The organism is Xanthomonas maliensis (assembly GCF_009192945.1).
GTDB lineage: Bacteria > Pseudomonadota > Gammaproteobacteria > Xanthomonadales > Xanthomonadaceae > Xanthomonas > Xanthomonas maliensis.
Map to the genome: position 1 here is coordinate 17,593 of NZ_NSET01000004.1, position 18,642 is coordinate 36,234.

The 18,642-nt window shown below is 67.1% G+C and carries 15 protein-coding genes and 1 riboswitch; of the genes, 10 read left to right on the forward strand and 5 right to left on the reverse strand.

The genetic code is table 11. From position 1 onward, the window contains the following. Window positions 1–42: 42 nt before the first annotated feature. Window positions 43–3,594 (reverse strand): hybrid sensor histidine kinase/response regulator, encoded by a 3,552-nt coding sequence (locus CKY51_RS00780; RefSeq protein WP_022973252.1) that lies wholly within the window; start codon window positions 3,592–3,594, stop codon window positions 43–45. Between the two features lie 108 nt (window positions 3,595–3,702). Between CKY51_RS00780 and CKY51_RS00785 the strand changes: the two genes are divergently transcribed. From CKY51_RS00785 to CKY51_RS00800, 4 genes are all read left to right on the forward strand, one after another. Further along, window positions 3,703–4,377 carry a YceI family protein gene (locus tag CKY51_RS00785; protein ID WP_022973251.1) on the forward strand — a complete coding sequence of 225 codons (675 nt, stop codon included), beginning with the start codon at window positions 3,703–3,705 and terminating at the stop codon, window positions 4,375–4,377. Beyond that, window positions 4,374–4,937, forward strand: a complete 564-nt coding sequence (locus CKY51_RS00790) for a cytochrome b (RefSeq protein ID WP_022973250.1) — start codon at window positions 4,374–4,376, stop codon at window positions 4,935–4,937. Before CKY51_RS00785 ends, CKY51_RS00790 begins: the two co-directional genes overlap by 4 nt. A 10-nt stretch (window positions 4,938–4,947) precedes the next feature. After that, window positions 4,948–5,517, forward strand: coding sequence for a YceI family protein (locus tag CKY51_RS00795; RefSeq protein WP_022973249.1), 570 nt, complete (start codon window positions 4,948–4,950; stop codon window positions 5,515–5,517). 120 nt (window positions 5,518–5,637) lie between these two features. Then, window positions 5,638–6,213 (forward strand): excalibur calcium-binding domain-containing protein, encoded by a 576-nt coding sequence (locus CKY51_RS00800; RefSeq protein ID WP_022973248.1) that lies wholly within the window; start codon window positions 5,638–5,640, stop codon window positions 6,211–6,213. Between the two features lie 106 nt (window positions 6,214–6,319). Here the strand turns inward: CKY51_RS00800 and CKY51_RS00805 are convergent, their stop codons facing one another. Then, window positions 6,320–6,553 carry a glutaredoxin family protein gene (locus CKY51_RS00805; protein WP_031340259.1) on the reverse strand — a complete coding sequence of 78 codons (234 nt, stop codon included), beginning with the start codon at window positions 6,551–6,553 and terminating at the stop codon, window positions 6,320–6,322. An 87-nt stretch (window positions 6,554–6,640) separates the two neighbouring features. On the opposite strand from CKY51_RS00805, the gene CKY51_RS00810 reads away from it, so the two are divergent. Both CKY51_RS00810 and CKY51_RS00815 read left to right on the forward strand, forming a co-directional pair. Next, window positions 6,641–8,023 carry an L-serine ammonia-lyase gene (locus CKY51_RS00810; RefSeq protein ID WP_022973247.1) on the forward strand — a complete coding sequence of 461 codons (1,383 nt, stop codon included), beginning with the start codon at window positions 6,641–6,643 and terminating at the stop codon, window positions 8,021–8,023. A 298-nt stretch (window positions 8,024–8,321) separates the two neighbouring features. Then, complete coding sequence (locus CKY51_RS00815; protein WP_022973246.1) at window positions 8,322–9,329, forward strand: alpha/beta fold hydrolase; 1,008 nt, start codon at window positions 8,322–8,324, stop codon at window positions 9,327–9,329. A 183-nt stretch (window positions 9,330–9,512) separates the two neighbouring features. Here CKY51_RS00815 and CKY51_RS00820 read toward each other — a convergent pair whose 3' ends face one another. Genes CKY51_RS00820 through metX form a run of 3 tightly spaced genes read right to left on the reverse strand, consistent with a single transcriptional unit; the run spans window position 9,513 to window position 12,840 of the window. Further along, a complete protein-coding gene (locus CKY51_RS00820) occupies window positions 9,513–10,601 on the reverse strand; it encodes a homoserine dehydrogenase family protein (RefSeq protein WP_022973245.1) in 1,089 nt (362 codons plus the stop codon). Then, the gene (locus tag CKY51_RS00825) at window positions 10,598–11,812 is read right to left on the reverse strand and encodes an O-succinylhomoserine (thiol)-lyase (RefSeq protein ID WP_022973244.1); all 1,215 of its coding nucleotides are present in this window, start codon (window positions 11,810–11,812) and stop codon (window positions 10,598–10,600) included. The genes CKY51_RS00820 and CKY51_RS00825 overlap by 4 nt, the downstream gene beginning before the upstream one ends. After that, window positions 11,809–12,840 carry a homoserine O-succinyltransferase MetX gene (gene metX, locus CKY51_RS00830; RefSeq protein ID WP_022973243.1) on the reverse strand — a complete coding sequence of 344 codons (1,032 nt, stop codon included), beginning with the start codon at window positions 12,838–12,840 and terminating at the stop codon, window positions 11,809–11,811. Before metX ends, CKY51_RS00825 begins: the two co-directional genes overlap by 4 nt. A 70-nt stretch (window positions 12,841–12,910) precedes the next feature. After that, window positions 12,911–13,031, reverse strand: a riboswitch (SAM riboswitch). 126 nt (window positions 13,032–13,157) lie between these two features. Between metX and CKY51_RS00835 the strand changes: the two genes are divergently transcribed. The 4 genes from CKY51_RS00835 (at window position 13,158) to CKY51_RS00850 (ending at window position 18,574) form a co-directional block, all read left to right on the forward strand. Further along, a complete protein-coding gene (locus tag CKY51_RS00835) occupies window positions 13,158–14,045 on the forward strand; it encodes a M23 family metallopeptidase (RefSeq protein ID WP_022973242.1) in 888 nt (295 codons plus the stop codon). 210 nt (window positions 14,046–14,255) lie between these two features. Further along, window positions 14,256–15,860, forward strand: a complete 1,605-nt coding sequence (locus CKY51_RS00840) for a peptide chain release factor 3 (protein ID WP_022973241.1) — start codon at window positions 14,256–14,258, stop codon at window positions 15,858–15,860. 65 nt (window positions 15,861–15,925) lie between these two features. Next, complete coding sequence (gene trhA / locus CKY51_RS00845) at window positions 15,926–16,570, forward strand: PAQR family membrane homeostasis protein TrhA (RefSeq protein WP_022973240.1); 645 nt, start codon at window positions 15,926–15,928, stop codon at window positions 16,568–16,570. A 51-nt stretch (window positions 16,571–16,621) separates the two neighbouring features. Beyond that, a complete protein-coding gene (locus CKY51_RS00850; protein ID WP_031340258.1) occupies window positions 16,622–18,574 on the forward strand; it encodes an AsmA family protein in 1,953 nt (650 codons plus the stop codon). Window positions 18,575–18,642 lie beyond the last annotated feature (68 nt).

An 18,642-nucleotide genomic window follows, 5' to 3' on the forward strand; every position in this document is an offset into this window, starting at 1 on the left:
CGCGCTCCCCGCCTGCACTGTAACTGTTCAGCCCGCTCATCCCTAATCGCGATCGCCGGTCTCATCGGGCCGTTGCACGTCGGCCATCGCCCGTGCCAGCGCTTGCGCCAGCAGATCGCCGGTGACCGGCTTGCGCAGGAAGCCGTTGCAACCGGCGGCGAGTGCCTGCGGCTCGGCATCGGCATCGGCACGGGCCGTCACCGCCAGGATCGGGAAACGCACGCCGCGCGCACGCAGCTGCGCCACCAACGCGGTGCCATCCAGGCCCGGCAGGTCCAGATCGCAGAGCGCGGCATCGAAACGCTGCAGGTCGACTTCGGCCAGTGCGGCCAGGCCGTGCGGTACATGCACGACCTGGTGGCCACGTGCCTGCAGCAGGCCAGCGATGACCTGCGCCACCGTGGGATCGTCCTCGACCAGCAGCAGGCAGCGCGGTGCGGCGTCGGTAGCGGCCACCGCCGTGGGTGCGCGCACGGGCGCCGGCGCCTGCACCCAGCGCAACGGCAGCACGACGGTGAAGCAGGCGCCGTGCCCCTGCTTGGTGTCCACTGTGATCGCGCCGCCCATCGCCATCGCCAACTCGCGACAGATCGCCAGCCCCAGGCCACTGCCGCCATAACGGGCCAGCGTCTGCGCACCTTCGGCCTGCTCGAACCGCTGGAACAGACGTGCGCACTGCACCTGGCTCATTCCCGGCCCGGTATCGCGCACATCCAGCCGGAGTCCTTGCCGCTCGGCGTGGTTTGGCACGCGGACGTGCAGTTCGACCTGCCCTTGCTCGGTGAATTTGGCCGCGTTGAACAACAGGTTCAACAGGATCTGCTTCAGCCGATTCGGGTCGCCATGCAGCGCCGGCGGCAAGCCGTCGTCCAAATGGCAGACGAAAGCCAGGCCCTTCTGTTCGGCCACCGGGCGCACCAGTTCGACGACATCGGCGATCAGCTCGCGCAGCGCGAAGTCGCGCGATTCCAGCGGCAGCTTGCCGGCCTCGATGCGGGCCAGATCGAGCGCGTCGTTGACCAGCCGCAACAGATGCTTGCCGGCCGACTGGATCGCGCTGGCATAGCCATGCTGGCGACCATCCAAAGGCGTCTGCAGCAACAGCTCGCTCATGCCCAGCACGCCGGTCATCGGCGTACGCACTTCGTGGCCCAGGGTTGCCAGGAAGCGGGTCTTGGCCTGCGAGGCCTGCTCGGCCAGCTCGCGCTTGTGCTGGGCCAGTTGCCACTGCGCACGCAGGCGGACCCGCCGGCGATAGGCCGCCGCCAGCAGCATGCCCAAGACCGCGCCGAACAGGGCCAGCACCGCAATGCCCACATGGCTGCGCCACCACGGCGGCTGTACCGAAAACCGCAAGGTCTGCACCGCCGAGGCGTTGCCCAGCGGGTCGATTCCCTGCATCTCCAACGCATAGCCGCCGGGCGGCAAGGCCGAGAACTCGCGCATGCCGCCGGCGCCCAATTCCACCCACTCGGTATCGAAACCGGCAAGCCGGGTCCGATAGCGGTTCGCCAGCGGGTCGACGAAGGACAGCAGCCGTAGATTGACCCGCAACTGGCGGTCGTCCGGCGCCAGCGCGAAGCCGCCGCTCACCGGCAGGCTGCGACGCTGCTCGCCCGACTGCACACTCACCATCTCCACCCGCATCTGTGGGGTGAAGGCAGGAATATCCGGCGCACGTGTATCGATCAGCAAGGTGGTTCCATCGGCGGTCCCACCGACCAGCACACCGTCCTTGGCCATCAGCAGGCAGCGCCGGCTGAATTCCTGGCTGGTCAATCCATCGCGTGCGCCAAAGCCGCGGATCTGCGCCTGCGCCGGGCGCGGATCGATGCGCCACAGACCGCGCGCACCGGCCATCCACAAGCGTCCCTGCGCATCGCGCTCCAGCCCATAGGCATCCATCGCCGGAAAGCCTTCGGTGGACGCGATCTGGCGCGTGCGTTGCCAGCGTGCGCCGGTCCATTGCCAATGCTCGAGACTGCCAGCGCGATAGACCCACAGGTGCGTGCGATCCTCGACCACGAAGCGCTGCACGACACCGTTGTCCAGGCCGGGCACCGGCACGAAGCGGCGGGCGCTCGCCTGCCAGGCGTACAGGCCACCGGAGGCGGCGATCCAGATCGTGCCATCGGGGCCCACTGCCAATTGATTGGCGATGGTTTCCTGCAATCCATGCAGCGCGTCCGGCGAAATCGTCTCCAGCACGTGCCCGCTGATCGCATCGCGGATCTGAATCACTTGCTCAAAGCCGCTCCAGACCGTGCCATCGCCGGGTTCGACCAGCCAAAACGCCATATCTTCCGGCGGCCGCTCGTCCGGCCAGTGCTGCAACTGGCCGGTACGCAGATTCAAGCGCGACAGGCCATCGTCGCGGTTGCCGAGCCAAAGGTTGCCCAACCGGTCCTCCAGGGCGACGGTAACCGCCATCTCGGCCAGGTCTGGATGCTGGATACCGGTCTGCGTCAGCGCGCCGGTCGAGGTGTCGTAGCGCAGCAGCCGCCCGCTGCCGTCGAACTGCCACAGGCCACCGGAACGCACCGCCGCGGCCAGACTGCAGGTCAGTCCCTTGCCATGATCGTTGATCTGCCGGAATGCGGCCGTCCGTCGCCAGTCCTCGCGCAGATAGGCCAAGCCATGACCTTGCAGTGGTACCCAGATGCCGCCGTGCGGGCTGCGCCAGATCGCCGGCACGTGGCGTTGCGAAACCAACGGTGCATCGCCGTTGTTGACCGGAATCGGCGGCTGCCCGGGCCGGGTATGCCACAAGCCCTGCTCGGTGCCCAACCAATATTCGCCGTCGCCGGCATCTGCCACCGACCAGACTCGATTGCCGACCGCGAACATCGGCGACCACGGCGGGGTGTGCCAGCTGCCGGAAGCATCCATGTAGCGCACGCCGGTGGACATCGAGGCCCATAGCCGCTGGTTCACCCACTGCAGGGCGATCACACCACTGGCATCGCCGTCCGGCCGCACCCGGTGCAGCCGCTGTCCGTCGTAGTAGGCCAGCCCCTCGACCGTGCCGATCCACATCCGTCCGCGGTCGTCGGCGGCCAACGTGTAGACCGCGCCGGGCGGCAACGGATCGTCCATTGCCGTCAGGTCCAGCGTGGTGAACCGCCCGGCCCCGTCGCGCCGCACCACCACCCCGGTGGACATGCCGAACCAGACCTCATCGCCCAGCCCGGCGATCGCATAGATATCGCCGTGCGCAAACACCGACTCGCGATCGGGCCGGTATTGCGTCAGGCTGCGACGATCGGCACTGAGCATGGCCGCGCCGGCGCCACCCAGCGCCAGCCACAGACGATCCTGGGGATCGATGTACAAGGCCTGCAGCAGATTGCTTTCCAGCGAGGACGGATCGCGCGGATCGTTGCGCCAGACCTTGAAATCGGCACCGTCGTAGCGCACCAGCCCGTCGTTGGTCGCCATCCACAGATAGCCGGCGCGGTCCTGCGCCAGGGCATTGATCATGGTCGACGGCAGCCCGTCGGCCGGGCCGACCACGCGGAAGCGCGGGATCTGCGGCACCGCCGCCGACAGCGGGCACGCCATCAACGCCAGTAGCACCAGTACGACAACACGCATGCGCGGTACCCTTCGGGAATCCTTTCCTCGTCCAGCCCGCATGCTCGCAACGGATCGTTGCGAGTGCAAGTCGAGCACGCCAGCACCCAATATGCCTAGAATCCGCCCATGACGCCCGTTGCCCGCCTGCTGGTCCTTCCTGCCCTGGCCCTCGCCAGCGCTGCCGCCATGGCCGCACCGGCGCGTTACACGCTGGATCCGGTGCATACCCGGGTGCTGTTCGCGGTCGAGCATGCCGGTTTCTCCAAGGCGCTCGGGACCGTCTCGGGCAGCACCGGCACCGTGGTGTTCGACCCGGAAGACTGGGCGGCGTCGCGCCTCGATGTCACCGTGCCGCTGCAACGCGTGGACCTGGGCGACCCCAAGTGGAACCAGGCGACCCTGGCGCGCAATCTGCTCGACGCCGAACGCTTCCCTGAGGCCCGCTTCGTGTCCACTCAGGTCCAGCCGACTGGCGACAACCATGCCCGGGTCACCGGCACCTTGACCTTGCACGGGGTCAGCCGGCCGGTGACCCTGGACGTCACCCTCAATGCGCTCAAGCGCCATCCGATGCCGCCGTTCCGGCGCACCGTCGGCTTTTCCGCCACCGCCACGCTGAGCCGTGCCGAGTTCGGCGTCGATGCCTGGAAATCGATGATCGGCGATACCGTCGAGCTTCGCATCGAAGCCGAGGCCGTCCGCGAAGGCCGTGCCGACGATGCACCGGCCACACCGCAGGACACCGACGCGGCCCCCACCCCGCCAACCACCCCCTCGTCTCCGAGTGAGAGCTCGCAATGAGCCTGCGTAACATCGAACGTTGGGGCGGCATCAGCCAGACCCTGCACTGGCTGATCGCCCTGCTGATCCTGGTGCTGGGGATCGTCGGCCTGACCATGGGCGAACTGCCCAAGACTCCCAAGTATTTCTGGGTCTATACCGCCCACAAGTCGCTGGGACTGACCGTGCTGGCGCTGGTGCTGGTGCGCCTGGGCTGGCGGCTGTATGCCGGGGCGCCGCCGCCGGTGGCCGGCACGCCGCGCTGGCAGGAGCGCATTGCCGGCCTCACCCATTGGCTGCTGTACGCCATGATCTTCGCCATGCCGCTCTCGGGCTGGCTGTACGACTCTGCCAGCGGTCTGCGGCCGTTCCGCTGGTTCGGCCTGTTCAACGTGCCCAAACTGAGCGCGCCGGACGAACAACTGCGGGCACAGGCGCACGCCGTCCACGAATGGGGCTTCTGGCTGCTGATCGCGGTGGTCGTGCTGCATGCCGGCGCGGCGTTCTACCACCACTTGTTCCAACGCGACGCCACCCTGACGCGGATGTTGCCGCGTGGCTGGCTGTCGCCCAAACCGTAAAGGATTCCGCATGCGTTTGCGTTCGTTCGCCTCTCCGCTGCTGACCACCGCGGCCCTGCTCGCCAGCCTGTCCGCCGCACCGGTGCTGGCCGCCGACTATGTGCAGGCACCGGGTTCGTCGCTGGTCTTCGCCAGCAAGTACGACGGTGAAGTCTTCACCGGCAGCTTTCCCGGCTTCGACACCACGCTCAGCTTCGATCCGGCCAATCTGTCGGCCGCCAAGCTCGACGTGCGCATTCCGCTAGCAGGCGCAAAGAGCGGCAACAACGACCGCGATTCCACCCTGCAGGGGCCGGATTTCTTCAATGTCGCCAAGTTCGCCACCGCGCACTACCGCGCCGACAAGTTTCGCGCGCTGGGCGGCAACACCTATGCAGCCGATGGCACCCTGGAGCTGCGCGGCGCCAGCAAGCCGGTCACCCTGACCTTCACCTGGACGCCTGGCACGCAGCCGGTGCTCGCCGGCAAGGCGACGGTCAAGCGGCTGGATTTCGGCGTCGGCGGCGGCGACTGGGCCGATACCAAGACCATTCCCAACGAAACGGCAATCAGCACCAAGGTGGTGTTCAAGGCGAAGTGACGCGCCACAGGCCGCAGCACCACGCGGCCACTGACGGCGGACTACCTCGTCGGGTCCGCCGTTTTTTTTGCCAGTGTCGACCGGCAGGCTAGACTGCCGACCCCGCCCAGGACCACGACGATGCGCACGCATGGCACGCTGAGCCGCTGGAACGCCGAGCGCGGATTCGGCTTCATCGCCCCGGCGCGGCCCGGCGATGATGTATTCGTGCATCTCTCTGCATTTCCGCGCGACGGCGGTCCGCCACGCATCGGCGAACTGCTGTCCTACGAGATCGCGGCCGGCCCGGACGGTCGCCCGCGCGCGGTGCGGGTCATGCGCGGCGCCGCGCACGACAACGGCTCGGCCACATCACAGCCGCGTCGCAGGCCACCTGAAAAGAACACGGGCGCATTAGGGCTCGGCAAGGTCCTGCTATTGATGCTGTTGATCGCAGGCGCTGCGGTCGCCTACCAACAGCGCGGCGCGTTACGCAGCGTATTTCTGCCCTCACCTGTTGCTACCCCGCCGGCAGCCAGCGTTGCGCCGGCAGCCAACCTGCCGAAGGCGGCACAGCCGTTCCGTTGCGATGGACGCACGCGCTGCGATCAGATGACCTCCTGCGCCGAGGCGACCTATGTGCTGCAGCACTGCCCCAACACGGCGATGGATGGTGACGGTGACGGCATCCCCTGCGAGCAGCAATGGTGCCGGTAGCGTGACCGGTCGCCGCCCCCTTGCATCGCGGGCAAGCGATCCTCGCTGTTACTGACCGCACCCGCCGGATAAGGAACGATCCGCAGCCCCCGATCGTCGCTAGTCGCTATTCGCGTCCATCGTGCAACCAGTGCCGCAGCGCATCGGCATCGAACGGCCAGTTCAGCTCGCGTCCGTTTGCATCGCGCAGCACCGGAACGCGGGTACCGTAGGCGGTCTCCAGGGCCGTGTCGTCATCGATGAACACGCTGGAGAAGTCGCCGGCCTGGGCCTGGGCCAGGACCACGACGGCCGCATCGCATAGCTGGCAATCGTCGCGCTGGTAGAGGATCAAGGCCATCGGTCGGTCTCCATGCTGCGCTGCGGCCTTGCTGCCATCGCCAAGCGACTAGAATAGCGACTTTACGCTTCTCACTCCCCGGCACGCATGGCTGTCAGCACGTTCGACCTGTTCAAGATCGGCATCGGTCCGAGTTCGTCCCACACCGTGGGCCCGATGCGCGCGGCCGAACGCTTCGTGCACCGCTGGCTGCTGGATACCGGCCGCCTGCAGGACGTGGCGCGCATCCGCGTCGAGGTGTTCGGCTCACTGGCGCTGACCGGCCGCGGCCACGGTACCGACAAGGCAGTGCTGCTCGGCCTGGAGGGGCACCGTCCCAACCTGATCGACCCGGACGTCATCCCGGCCACGCTGGAGCGCATCCGCGCCAGCAAGCGCATCGCACTGATGGGCGAGCACGAGATCGGCTTCGACGAGAAGCGCGACCTACCGATGAACAAGCGGCAGAAGCTGCCTTATCACACCAACGGCATGCGTTTCACCGCCTATGCGGCCGACGAGTCGGTGATCGCCACCCGCGACTACTACTCGGTCGGCGGCGGGTTCGTGGTCAACCAGGACGATGCCGCCGACGATCGCATCGTCGCCGACGAGACGCCGTTGCCCTATCCGTTCCTGAGCGGCGACGAGTTGCTTGCGCAATGCGCACGCAGCGGCCTGAGCATCGCCGAGCTGATGTTCGAGAACGAGAAGAGTTGGCGCAGCGAGGACGAGATCCGCAACGGCTTGCGCGAACTCTGGAGCGCCATGCAGTCCTGCGTGGCGCGTGGCATTCGCGACGAAGGCACCCTGCCCGGCGGGCTGAACGTCTCCCGACGCGCCCCCGCGCTGTATCGCGAACTGTCCTCCAAGCCGGAAGCGGCCATGCGCGATCCGCTGACCACGCTGGACTGGGTGAACCTCTACGCCCTGGCGGTCAACGAGGAGAACGCTGCCGGCGGCCGGGTCGTGACCGCGCCGACCAATGGCGCGGCCGGGATCATTCCCGCCGTGCTGCATTACTTCGACCGCTTTTGCGCCGGCGCCAACGAGCAACGCATCTTCGACTTCCTGCTGACCGCCGCGGCCATCGGCATCCTGTACAAGGAAAACGCTTCGATTTCCGGTGCCGAAGTCGGCTGCCAGGGCGAAGTGGGCGTGGCCTGTTCGATGGCCGCAGGCGGCCTGGTCGCCGCGCTCGGCGGCAATCCCGGGCAGATCGAGAACGCTGCCGAGATCGGCATGGAGCACAACCTCGGCCTGACCTGCGACCCGATCGGCGGCCTGGTGCAGATTCCCTGCATCGAGCGCAATGCGATGGGTGCGGTGAAGGCGATCAACGCCAGCCGCATGGCAATGCGCGGCGACGGCAAGCACAAGGTTTCGCTGGACAAGGTCATCAAGACAATGCGCGACACCGGTCGCGACATGCAGGACAAGTACAAGGAAACCAGCCGCGGCGGTCTGGCGGTCAACGTCATCGAGTGCTGAGCGCGGCCGTGGCCGCCTGATCGCGCTGCAGCTCGGGCCTGCAGTTGCCGTCATCGTGCCGCGCTACCTGGCACAGACCGCCGCACGCATGCGGCGGCGAATGCGCAGGATGCTGCGCTACCGACTTCAGCCCGCGACGGTGATCTCGGCAGCTGTCCAGCAATCTCGGCCCCACTTCGCGGTGCACGCGGGCATGCACATGGATGGGCCTGATCCGCAGCCCCTCGCCGCGATGCATCGATGTGCACGCTGTACGTTGCCGCGACATCGTTGCCGCTAGGGTGGTGACCCCACTTCGATGGAGATCGCGATGCGCCACCTCGCCTGCACCCTCGCGCTGGCCCTGGCCAGTGGACCGCTGCTGGCCCAGCAGGCAAGCTACGGCCCGCGCCTGGAAGGATTCGACTATCCGTATCCGGTCAAGCTGCAGCGGTTCGTCTCGCAGCAACAGGCGTTGGAAATGGCCTATCTGGACCTCGCCCCCAGCGGCCGCCCCAATGGCCGTACCGCCGTGCTGTTGCATGGCAAGAACTTCTGTGCGGCCACCTGGGAACAGACCATCGCGGCCTTGAGCAAGGCCGGCTATCGCGTCATCGCGCCTGACCAAGTGGGCTTCTGCAAATCCAGCAAACCGGCGAATTACCAATTCTCCTTTGCGCAACTGGCCGACAACACCCACGCACTGCTCAAGACGCTGGGTATCGAACGCGCGGTGATCGTCGGCCACTCGATGGGCGGCATGCTGGCGATTCGCTATGCGCTGATGTACCCCCAGGCCACCGAGCATCTGGCGTTGGTGGATCCCATCGGACTGGAAGACTGGAAGGCCGAGGGCATTCCCTGGCGCAGCGTGGATGCCTGGTACGCCAACGAACTGAAGACCAACTTCGACGGCATCAAGAAGTACCAGATGGAGGTCTACTACGCCGGCCAGTGGAAGCCCGAGTTCGAACGCTGGGCGCGCATGCAGGCTGGCATGGCCACCGGCAGCGGCAAGCAGGCCGTGGCATGGAACCAGGCGCTGACCTACGACATGGTGTTCAACCAACCGGTGGTCTATGAGCTACCGAAGCTGACCGTACCGACCACGTTGTTCATCGGCCTCAAGGACCGCACCGCGATCGGCCGCGACACTGCCCCACCAGAGGTCAAGGCCCGCGTCGGCAACTATGCGGTGCTCGGCAAGCGCGCTGCGGCAGCGATTCCCGGCGCCCGCCTGGTGGAGTTCGCCGACCTGGGTCATTCGCCGCAGGTGCAGGATCCCGCCCGCTTCAACGCAGCGCTGCTGCAAGCCATCACCCGCTGAGCACGGCAACACCGGGGCGAAGATCGCGCCAGCAGTACGCATCACACGCGGCAACCAAGGTCGCATGGTCTTGCCAATACATCGGCAAGACCATGCGACCATCACGCCACCGCGGCGTGTTGCAGCGCCTGCGCAGGCAGCAGCGCCACCCTGCACGCTGCCAGAGGATGATCAGTGCGCCGGTCAGCCGGCGACAAAGCGCAGTACATCATCCAGCAGAGCGGCCGCAGTCACCTCGGCACCGGCGCCCGGCCCCTGGATCAACAGCGGCTGCACGGAATAACGATCGCTGCTGATGGCGACCCGATTGTCGGTTCCACCACCGCCAGCCAATGGATGGTCCGCTGCCAGTTCACGCAGGCCGACGCTGGCGCCATGTGCATCCACACGACCGACGAAGCGCAGGCAACGCCCTGCGGCGCGCGCCTGCCGCCAGCGTGCATCGATGGCGCCATCCAGGGCCTCCAACCGGCTGTCCAACGCGTCGACCGGTGCGGCTGCCAGCGCCTGCGGCACCAATGAGTCCACATGCACCTGCTCGGCCTCCAGCGGCTGCCCGGCGGTCCGTGCCAGGATCAGCAACTTGCGTCGCACGTCCTCGCCGGACAGATCGATGCGCGGGTCGGGCTCGGTGTAGCCGGCGGCCATCGCCTCGCGCACGCAGGCAGAGAATGGCGTACTGCCGTCATAGCGATGGAACAACCAGGCCAGCGATCCCGACAACACGCCCTCGATTGCATGGATATGGTCGCCTCCTGCCACCAGCGCCCGCACGCTGCTGAGCAGCGGCAGACCTGCACCCACCGTTGCACTGTCGCCATAAGCGGCGCCACCGGCGTGGCGTGCGGCTTCCAACGCCTGCGCGCGCGACAAGGCAGCGCCGCGTCCGAGCTTGTTGGCGGTGACCACATGCACACCACGCCCCAGCCATTCGGCGTGCCGATCGGCCACCACGTCGCTGGCGGTGGCATCGACCAGTACATCGCCGGCGCGCAGCGCGGGGGTCTCGGCCCATGGCTGCAGCACCGCCTGCCCGCGTGGCGCCGCATTGGCCAGTCGCAGGGCCTGCGTGGCATCCACGTCGCACGCCTGCGCCACCCGCGAGTTGGCCAGCCAATCGAAGCGCGGCAACTGCAACTGGCGCTGCTGCAAGGCGGTGTAGCGGGCCACGAAAGCGCGCCCCACCGTGCCGGTTCCCAACAAGGCAAGCCGCGGCGTCGGCTTCACTGCGGCCACCGGCGAGCGTCGCGCGGACGACAGCACGTTGCTCATGCGTCGACCTGTTTGCGTACGGGAGTCGCCAGCGTGGCCTGCGCGCGCGCCAGCCCGGCGTGCAGGTCGGCCAACAGGTCCGCGCTGGATTCGATGCCCACCGACAAGCGCAACAGGCCGCCGGAGATACCGGCTGCCGCGCGCGCCTCGGCGGTCATCGCCGCATGCGTCATCGAGGCCGGATGTGCGATCAGGCTTTCCACTCCGCCCAGCGATTCGGCCAAGGTGAAGTAACGCAGTCCGTCGACAAAGGCGCGCACTGCGGCCTCACCGCCCTCCAGCTCGAAGCTGATCATCGCCCCGAAGCCCTTCTGCTGACGCGCTGCCAGCGCGTGTCCGGGGTGGCTGCTCAACCCCGGGAAATACACCTGATTGACCGCGGCATGCGCATCGAGCAATGCTGCGATGGCGTCGGCATTTTCCTGGTGCACGCGCAACCGGGCATCGAGCGTGCGCAGGCCACGCAAGGTCAGGAAGGCATCGAACGGGGAACCGGTCAGGCCCAGGGCATTGGCCCACCACACCAGTTGCTGATGCAGCTCCGGATCGCGTGCGACCACCGCTCCACCGACCACGTCGCTATGCCCATTGACGTACTTGGTGGTCGAGTGCAGCACCAGATCGGCGCCGAAGGCCAGTGGCGTTTGCAGCGCCGGCGACAGGAAGGTGTTGTCGACCACCGTCAACGCGCCCACCTTTTGCGCCGCCTCGATGACGAAGCGCAGATCGGTGATGCGCAGCAGCGGGTTGGACGGCGTTTCGATCAACACCAGCCGCGGCGATTGCGCCAGCGCATCGGCCAGCGAGCGCGGATCGGTGAGATCGGCGGTGACCAGATGGAAATGTCCCTTCTTGGCCAAGGCATTGAACAGGCGCCAGCTGCCGCCGTAGGCGTCGTGCGGCACCACCAGGGTATCGCCGGGCTGCAACAGCGCGTTGAGCACCAGATTGATCGCGCCCATGCCGGTGGACGTCACCACGCCGCCGGCACCGCCTTCCAGTTCGGCCAGCGCCTCGCCGAGCAGGTCGCGGGTGGGATTGCCGCTGCGGGTGTAGTCGTACTGGCGCTTGTTGCCGAAGCCGTCGAAGGAAAAATTGGACGACAGCACGATCGGCGGCGTCACTGCACCGTAGGCGGTATCGCGGTCGATACCGGCACGGACGGCGGCGGTGGCGGCACTACAGGCGGCGGCGGGATCACGGAAGCTCATGCGGTTTCTCCGGTCGTGCGAAGGGCGGTGGTCAGGATGGCGTCGATGCGCTCGATTTCTTTCAGGAAGGCGTCGTGGCCGTAGGGCGAACGCAGCACGCGTAGGCTGCCGCGTGCGCCCAGGCCTTCGACCAGGCCGACCAGGTCGGACAGCGGCACCAGGCGATCGCCTTCGACCGCGACCACCACGGTGGGCACGCGTACCTGCGCCGGATCCACGCGATGCAGGTCGATCGACTCGGACAGACGCAGATAGGCGTTTACCGGCGTGCGCGCCACGTACTGCGCACCGGCGGCATCGAGATAGTCTTCGGCGGCCACGCGCACGCGGCCATTGATGACCTCCGGCGCGGCATCGAAGCGCTCGCCGAATTCCTCCGGCGTGCGATAGCTGAGCATGGCGAACTGGCGCGCCAGTGCCAGCCCATGGCTTTCGGCGCACTGCAACTGCCCCAGCGCGACCGCACGCCGTTGCAAGGCGCGCCAGGCGGCAGCATACGGGTGGGCGCGGTGGGCGCCGCTGACGGCAACCAGGGTGCCGATGCGTGCGGCGTGGCGAATGGCGAACTGCAGGCCGACCAGGGCTCCGTATGAATATCCCACCAGCCCATGCAAGCGTGCGATGCCCAAGGCGTCGAGTAGCGCGGCGATCGCATCGGCCTGGTCGGCGGTATCGATCGGTGCATCCAGCCTGCCATCGGCACCGATGAAATCGAATGCCAGCAGGCGGCGGCGCGCCGGATCCAGCGCGCGCCCCGCGCCAACCAGACCTTCGACCCAACCCTTTTCCGGGAACAGCGTGCTGGCGGCCAGATGCCGGTGCGCCGAGATCCCGCCAGCGACAAACACCACCGGCGCCTGTGCGGCACCGATCAGTTCGTAGCGCAAACGCACCTCGCGTAGGCCGGCGTGACGCATCGCCAGCGCGACGACGATTTCACCGCGCACGGCAATCTGGCCATCGTCATCGACGACAGGAGTGTAGGGATCGGCAGTGGAAACAGTGGCGGCAGTGGTCACGAGGCTCATGGCGGTATCCAGGGTGGATCGGCCATCGAGCTTCGCGGAGCTCGCGTTCGACGTGCGGAAGGCACGATTCGAACCATCTTTCGGCGGACGCGGTGGTCCCCGCAGGATTTGGCACCAAACGCGGGCGCTTGCGCGCTCCGCTGGCTGCCCCGGCATCAAAGGGCCTGTCCCTCCGCCGGTCTCGATGGTGTGGCCATCATGCTACCGCTTTTTGCCACTGTCAATCGCTTCATTCGGATGAAGCGATATATTTTCATCCGTTACCACTTACGCCGCCCCGGACGACATAATCGCGCGCCATCCGAACGAGCCAACGCGTGCGCCGCCACCGCTTCCGTCCTCTCCTGCCCATCCTCGCGCTCGTCCTGTCGGCGACCGCGCTGCGCAGTGGGCACGCCGATGCGCAACGCTGGCATTGGGCAGATATCGCTGCGGCCGAACGCCCCGCACACGCGCCACATGCCGCACCAGTGACACCACTGCAGGTGCAGTGGCAACCGCCGGCCTATCTGGTCTGGGTCACCAATCCGCTGGCCGGACCGGCGCAGGTGCAGGTGTCGGCCGCGGCCAGCGCCGATTACAGCGCCGTACCGGCGCTGCCGGTCACCCACGTGCTGCCCGCCGGTGAGCGCCTGCTGCTGGCCCGCCTCTATCCGTCCAGCAGCCGGCGAACGCTGGATGCCCTGGACGTGCGGCTGACAGTGGTGCCGGGCGATCCGCAGGCACGCCCGCAACCGGCGCTGTACCAATTGCCATTCAGCGGCATACCGGTGCGCGTGGACCAAGGCTTTGGCGGCGCCTTCAGCCATCACGATGCCGCCAATTTCTACGCAGTGGACTTCGCGCTGCCGCGCGGCACGCCGATCCTGGCGGCACGCGCAGGCGTGGTGATGGAGGTCCAGCGCGATTTCACCGAAGACAACGGCCACGGCGAGGCCACCGGCGGCGGCAATCTGGTGCGCATCCTGCACGCCGACGGCAGCATGGCGATCTATGCCCACCTCGATACCGTCGGCATCGCCGTGCGCCCTGGCCAGGCCGTGCGGCTCGGCGAGCGCCTGGGCAATTCCGGCAATACCGGCTTCAGTACCGCCCCGCACCTGCATTTCGCCGTGCAGCGCAACGCCGGATTGCAGCTGCGCGCGCTGCCGTTCCGGATGCAGGGGCCGCAGGGCGAACTGCAGTTTCCGGTGTCGCTGCCCTGAGCCTGCCCCTGTCTAGACATGGCGTCGACCCAGGCTTGGCAGGTGTCTTGGACAGCGGACTGGACCGCGCCGGAGCCGCCGTTCAAGAACGATCCAGCGCGCACTCGCCCCCACTCATGGCCAGGAGCTTGAGCCACGGAGCCCAGCGCCGAAGCCGGTATAATCGCCGGCTCACTGGTTTCCGCAGGCGCCCGACCGGGCGCGTTCCCCATGTCTGAAGTCACCACCGAAGCCGCGCGCCGGCGCACCTTCGCCATCATCTCCCATCCCGACGCCGGCAAGACCACGCTGACCGAAAAGCTGCTGCTGTTCGGTGGCGCCATCCAGATGGCCGGCTCGGTGAAGGGCCGCAAGGCGGCGCGCCACGCCACCTCCGACTGGATGGCGCTGGAAAAGGAGCGCGGTATCTCGGTGACCTCGTCGGTGATGCAATTCCCCTACGAGGGCAAGATCGTCAATCTGCTCGACACGCCCGGCCACGCCGACTTCGGCGAGGATACCTACCGCGTATTGACCGCGGTGGACTCGGCGCTGATGGTCATCGACGTGGCCAAGGGCGTGGAAGAGCGCACCATCAAGCTGATGGAGGTCTGCCGCCTGCGCGATACGCCGATCATGACCTTCATCAACAAGCTCGATCGCGAGGGCAAGAACCCGATTGAACTGCTGGACGAGGTGGAGACCGTGTTGGGGATCCAGTGCGCACCGGTCACCTGGCCGATCGGCATGGGCCAGCGCTTGAAGGGCGTGGTGCACCTGATCACCGGCGAGGTGCACCTGTACGAACCGGGCCGCAACTTCACCCGGCAGGACTCGACCATCTTCCCCTCGCTGGATGCAGCGGGCCTGGAAGAGAAGATCGGCGCGCAGATGCTGGCCGAACTGCGCGACGAACTGGAACTGGTGCAGGGCGCCAGCAATCCATTCGATCTGCAGGCCTATCGTGCCGGCCAACAAACGCCGGTGTTCTTCGGCTCGGGCGTCAACAATTTCGGCGTGCAGCCGCTGCTGGACTTCTTCGTCGAGCACGCGCCACCGCCGCAACCGCGCCAGACCACCGGACGTGCGGTCGAACCCGTCGAGCCCAAGCTCAGCGGCTTCGTGTTCAAGATCCAGGCCAACATGGACCCGCAACACCGCGACCGCGTCGCCTTCATGCGCGTGTGCTCAGGCAAGTTCACTGCCGGCATGAAGACCTTGCATGTGCGCAGCGGGAAGGAACTCAAGCTGGCCAATGCATTGACCTTCATGGCCTCCGACCGCGAGATCGCCGCCGAGGCCTGGCCAGGCGATGTGATCGGCATTCACAACCACGGCACCATTTCCATCGGCGACACCTTCACCGAGGGCGAATCGCTGTCGTTCACCGGCATTCCCAACTTCGCCCCGGAACTGTTCCGCCGCGCGCGCCTGCGCGATCCGCTCAAGCTCAAGCAGTTGCAGAAGGGCCTGGCACAGCTGTCGGAGGAAGGCGCCACGCAGTTCTTCCGCCCGCTGATGAGCAACGACCTGATCCTGGGCGCGGTGGGTGTGCTGCAGTTCGATGTGGTGGCCTACCGGCTCAAGGACGAGTACGGCGTGGATGCGATCTTCGAGCCGGTCAGCGTGACCACTGCCCGCTGGGTGCACTGCGACAACGCCAAGAAGCTGGAGGAATTCCGCGAGAAGAACGCCGGCAACCTCGGGCTGGATGCGGCCGGGCAATTGGTCTACCTGGCGCCGACCCGGGTCAACCTGCAATTGGCACAGGAACGCGCGCCGGATGTGCGCTTCTCTGCCACCCGCGAGCATGCGCACGCCATGGCGGTCGATTGACCGCCCGGTGAAGCGGTCCCGGCCGAGGCGATGCGAATTGCTCGCAATTGCGGTACCTTGCCGGCATGAACGCAGATGCATCCCCCTCGACCGACCTGCGTGACGAGATTGCCAGCGCCCTGACCCACGGTCTGGGCGCCATCGCCGCCCTGGCCGGCGGTTCGGTGCTGATCACGCTCGCCGCCATCTATGGCGACGGTTGGCAGTTGGCCACCGCTATCGTCTTCAGCGTCACCTTGTTGCTGCTGTACGTCGCCTCGACCCTGTACCACGCCATTCCGCACCCAGGAGCGAAGGCGCGCCTGCAGGTGTTCGACCATTGCGCGATCTACCTGCTGATCGCCGGCACCTATACCCCCTTCACGCTGATCGGCCTGCGCGGCCCCTGGGGATGGGGCCTGTTCGCGGCGATCTGGACCATCGCCGCGGCCGGAGTGATCTTCAAGCTGTTCTACACCGGCCGCTTCCGGCTGCTGTCGACGATTCTCTATGTCGCCATGGGCTGGCTGATTGTCGTTGCGATCGAGCCGCTGCTACGCGCCATCGATACCTGGACGCTGTGCTGGTTGCTGGCCGGCGGGCTCTTCTACACCTTGGGCACCTACTTCTACCAACGCGATACGGTGCGCTATTTCCATGCCATCTGGCACCTGTTCGTGCTGGCCGGCAGCGTGTGCCATTTCGTGGCGGTGACTGGCCAGGTGTTGTGACCGAACGGCGCGTTCGCGCGCCGTGCACGAGTCTTCGCCAACCATGGGGGCGTGAACCCCGCCCCTCCTCCGCCAGTGGCCTCCCCACGCCGCGCACCACGTCGACGCTGGCCGTTGATACTGGCGGCGATCGCCGCGGCGCTGGTGATCCTGCTGCTGGTATTCGACTGGAATTGGTTGCGCGGTCCCGTCGAACGCGTCGTCAGCGCCAAGACCGGCCGGGCGTTCCAGCTCGGCCATCTCGATGTCGGCCTGGGCCGCATTGTCACTGTCCGCGGTGATCGCCTGCGCTTGGCCAACGCCGACTGGTCCAAGCGCGGGCCGATGGCCGAACTGGACAGTGCCGAAATCGACGTGGAATTCTGGCCGCTGCTGCGCGGCGCAGTGCGACTGCCGGAAATCCGGCTGCAACGGCCACGCATCCTGCTGGAGGCTGGCGATGCCAATCATCCTGGCAATTGGGTGTTCGACGGCGACAGCGGCGATGGCCGCATGCCGCGGCTGGGCAGACTCTTGGTCGACGACGGTCGCCTGCAATACGTGGATGCAGCCGGCCGCACCGACATCGATGTGGCAATCAACAGCCTGGCCCCGCCCCGCAGCGACCAACGCGCAGCGCCAGTGGGCATCGAGGGCAAGGGCCGCTGGCGCGGCTACCCGTTCACCCTCAAGGGCGCGACCGCGTCGCCGCTGGAACTGAGCGACAGCGAACACCCGTTCCGGATCGATCTGCGTGGCAGCGCCGGCGCCACCCGCACGCATGTGCGCGGCACCTTGACCAATCCCTTCCAGTTTCGCGTGTTCGATCTGCAGATGGCGCTGAGCGGACAGGATATGGAAGACCTGTACCCACTGATCGGCGTGGCGATTCCCTCGACCCCGCCCTACCGACTGGATGGCCGCCTGCAACGCAATGGCGATGTCTGGCGCTACGAGCGCTTCACCGGTACCGCCGGCGATAGCGACCTGTCGGGTACCGCAGAGGTGGATCTGCGCAACGCGCGCCCGCTGCTGCGAGCCGATCTGGCCTCCAAACGCCTGGATTTCGATGACCTGGCCGGCTTCGTCGGCGCCCCGCCCAAGACCGGCGCCAACGAGTCGGCCAATGCCGAACAAAAACGCCAGGCCGCACAACTGGCAGCTGGTGATCGCGTGCTTCCCGACAAGCCCTACGATCTGTCGAAGCTGCGCGCGATGGATGCGCAGGTGCGCTGGCGAGCGCAACGGATCAATGCACCGTCCTGGCCATTGGACGACATGGATGCATCGCTGACGTTGCGCGATGGCCTGCTGCGCCTGGACCCGCTCAACTTCGGCGTGGCCGGTGGCGACGTCCGCTCCACCATCACGCTGGATGCGCGTAATGCCGCCATCAGCACCGATCTGAAGGCGGCGATGCGCGGAATCCGCCTGGATCGCCTCTTCCCGGATGCAACCCTGGCCCAGCAGGCCTCCGGCGCGATCGGCGGCAAGGTGGAGCTCAAGGGGCGTGGCAATTCGGTGGCCGCGATGCTGGGCTCGGCCGATGGCTCGATCGGGGTCGGCATGGGGCGCGGCCATATCGGCAACCTGATCATGGAGCTGGCCGGGCTGGATATCGCCGAGTCGCTGAAGTACCTGGTCACCCGCGATCGCCAGATCCCGGTGCGCTGCGTATTCGCCGACTTCGGAGTGCGCGATGGCCTCATGCAATCGCGCGCCATGGCCTTCGACACCACCGACACCATCATCATCGGCGAAGGCCACATCAGCCTGAAGGACGAGACCCTGGATCTGCTGCTGCGTCCGCGCCCGAAAGACCGCAGCATCCTGAGCCTGCGCTCGCCGCTGCGCATCGGCGGGACCTTCAGGGCTCCCAGCTTCCGCCCCGACTTCAAGGCGCTGGGCGTGCGCGGCGCGGTCGCCATCGCGCTGGGCAGCATCGCCCCGCCAGCCGCGTTGTTGGCCACCTTCGAGAGCGGCCCGGGCAAGGACAGCGATTGCGGCGGCCATTACGCGCAGTAAGGCCAACGGCACGCGCGTACGGGTGACCTGCGACCACGCACGAGCCGCTATCGGTCAAACCGCTCCGA

Coding starts and splice junctions, on each gene's coding strand:
- CKY51_RS00810 (WP_022973247.1), top strand. CDS start 6,641: ATGGCTGTCAGCACGTTCGACCTGTTCAAGATCGGCATCGGTCCGAGT.
- CKY51_RS00785 (WP_022973251.1), top strand. CDS start 3,703: ATGACGCCCGTTGCCCGCCTGCTGGTCCTTCCTGCCCTGGCCCTCGCC.
- CKY51_RS00805 (WP_031340259.1), bottom strand. CDS start 6,553: ATGGCCTTGATCCTCTACCAGCGCGACGATTGCCAGCTATGCGATGCG.
- trhA (WP_022973240.1), top strand. CDS start 15,926: ATGAACGCAGATGCATCCCCCTCGACCGACCTGCGTGACGAGATTGCC.
- CKY51_RS00825 (WP_022973244.1), bottom strand. CDS start 11,812: ATGAGCTTCCGTGATCCCGCCGCCGCCTGTAGTGCCGCCACCGCCGCC.
- metX (WP_022973243.1), bottom strand. CDS start 12,840: ATGAGCCTCGTGACCACTGCCGCCACTGTTTCCACTGCCGATCCCTAC.
- CKY51_RS00780 (WP_022973252.1), bottom strand. CDS start 3,594: ATGCGTGTTGTCGTACTGGTGCTACTGGCGTTGATGGCGTGCCCGCTG.
- CKY51_RS00820 (WP_022973245.1), bottom strand. CDS start 10,601: ATGAGCAACGTGCTGTCGTCCGCGCGACGCTCGCCGGTGGCCGCAGTG.
- CKY51_RS00790 (WP_022973250.1), top strand. CDS start 4,374: ATGAGCCTGCGTAACATCGAACGTTGGGGCGGCATCAGCCAGACCCTG.
- CKY51_RS00795 (WP_022973249.1), top strand. CDS start 4,948: ATGCGTTTGCGTTCGTTCGCCTCTCCGCTGCTGACCACCGCGGCCCTG.
- CKY51_RS00800 (WP_022973248.1), top strand. CDS start 5,638: ATGCGCACGCATGGCACGCTGAGCCGCTGGAACGCCGAGCGCGGATTC.
- CKY51_RS00815 (WP_022973246.1), top strand. CDS start 8,322: ATGGAGATCGCGATGCGCCACCTCGCCTGCACCCTCGCGCTGGCCCTG.
- CKY51_RS00840 (WP_022973241.1), top strand. CDS start 14,256: ATGTCTGAAGTCACCACCGAAGCCGCGCGCCGGCGCACCTTCGCCATC.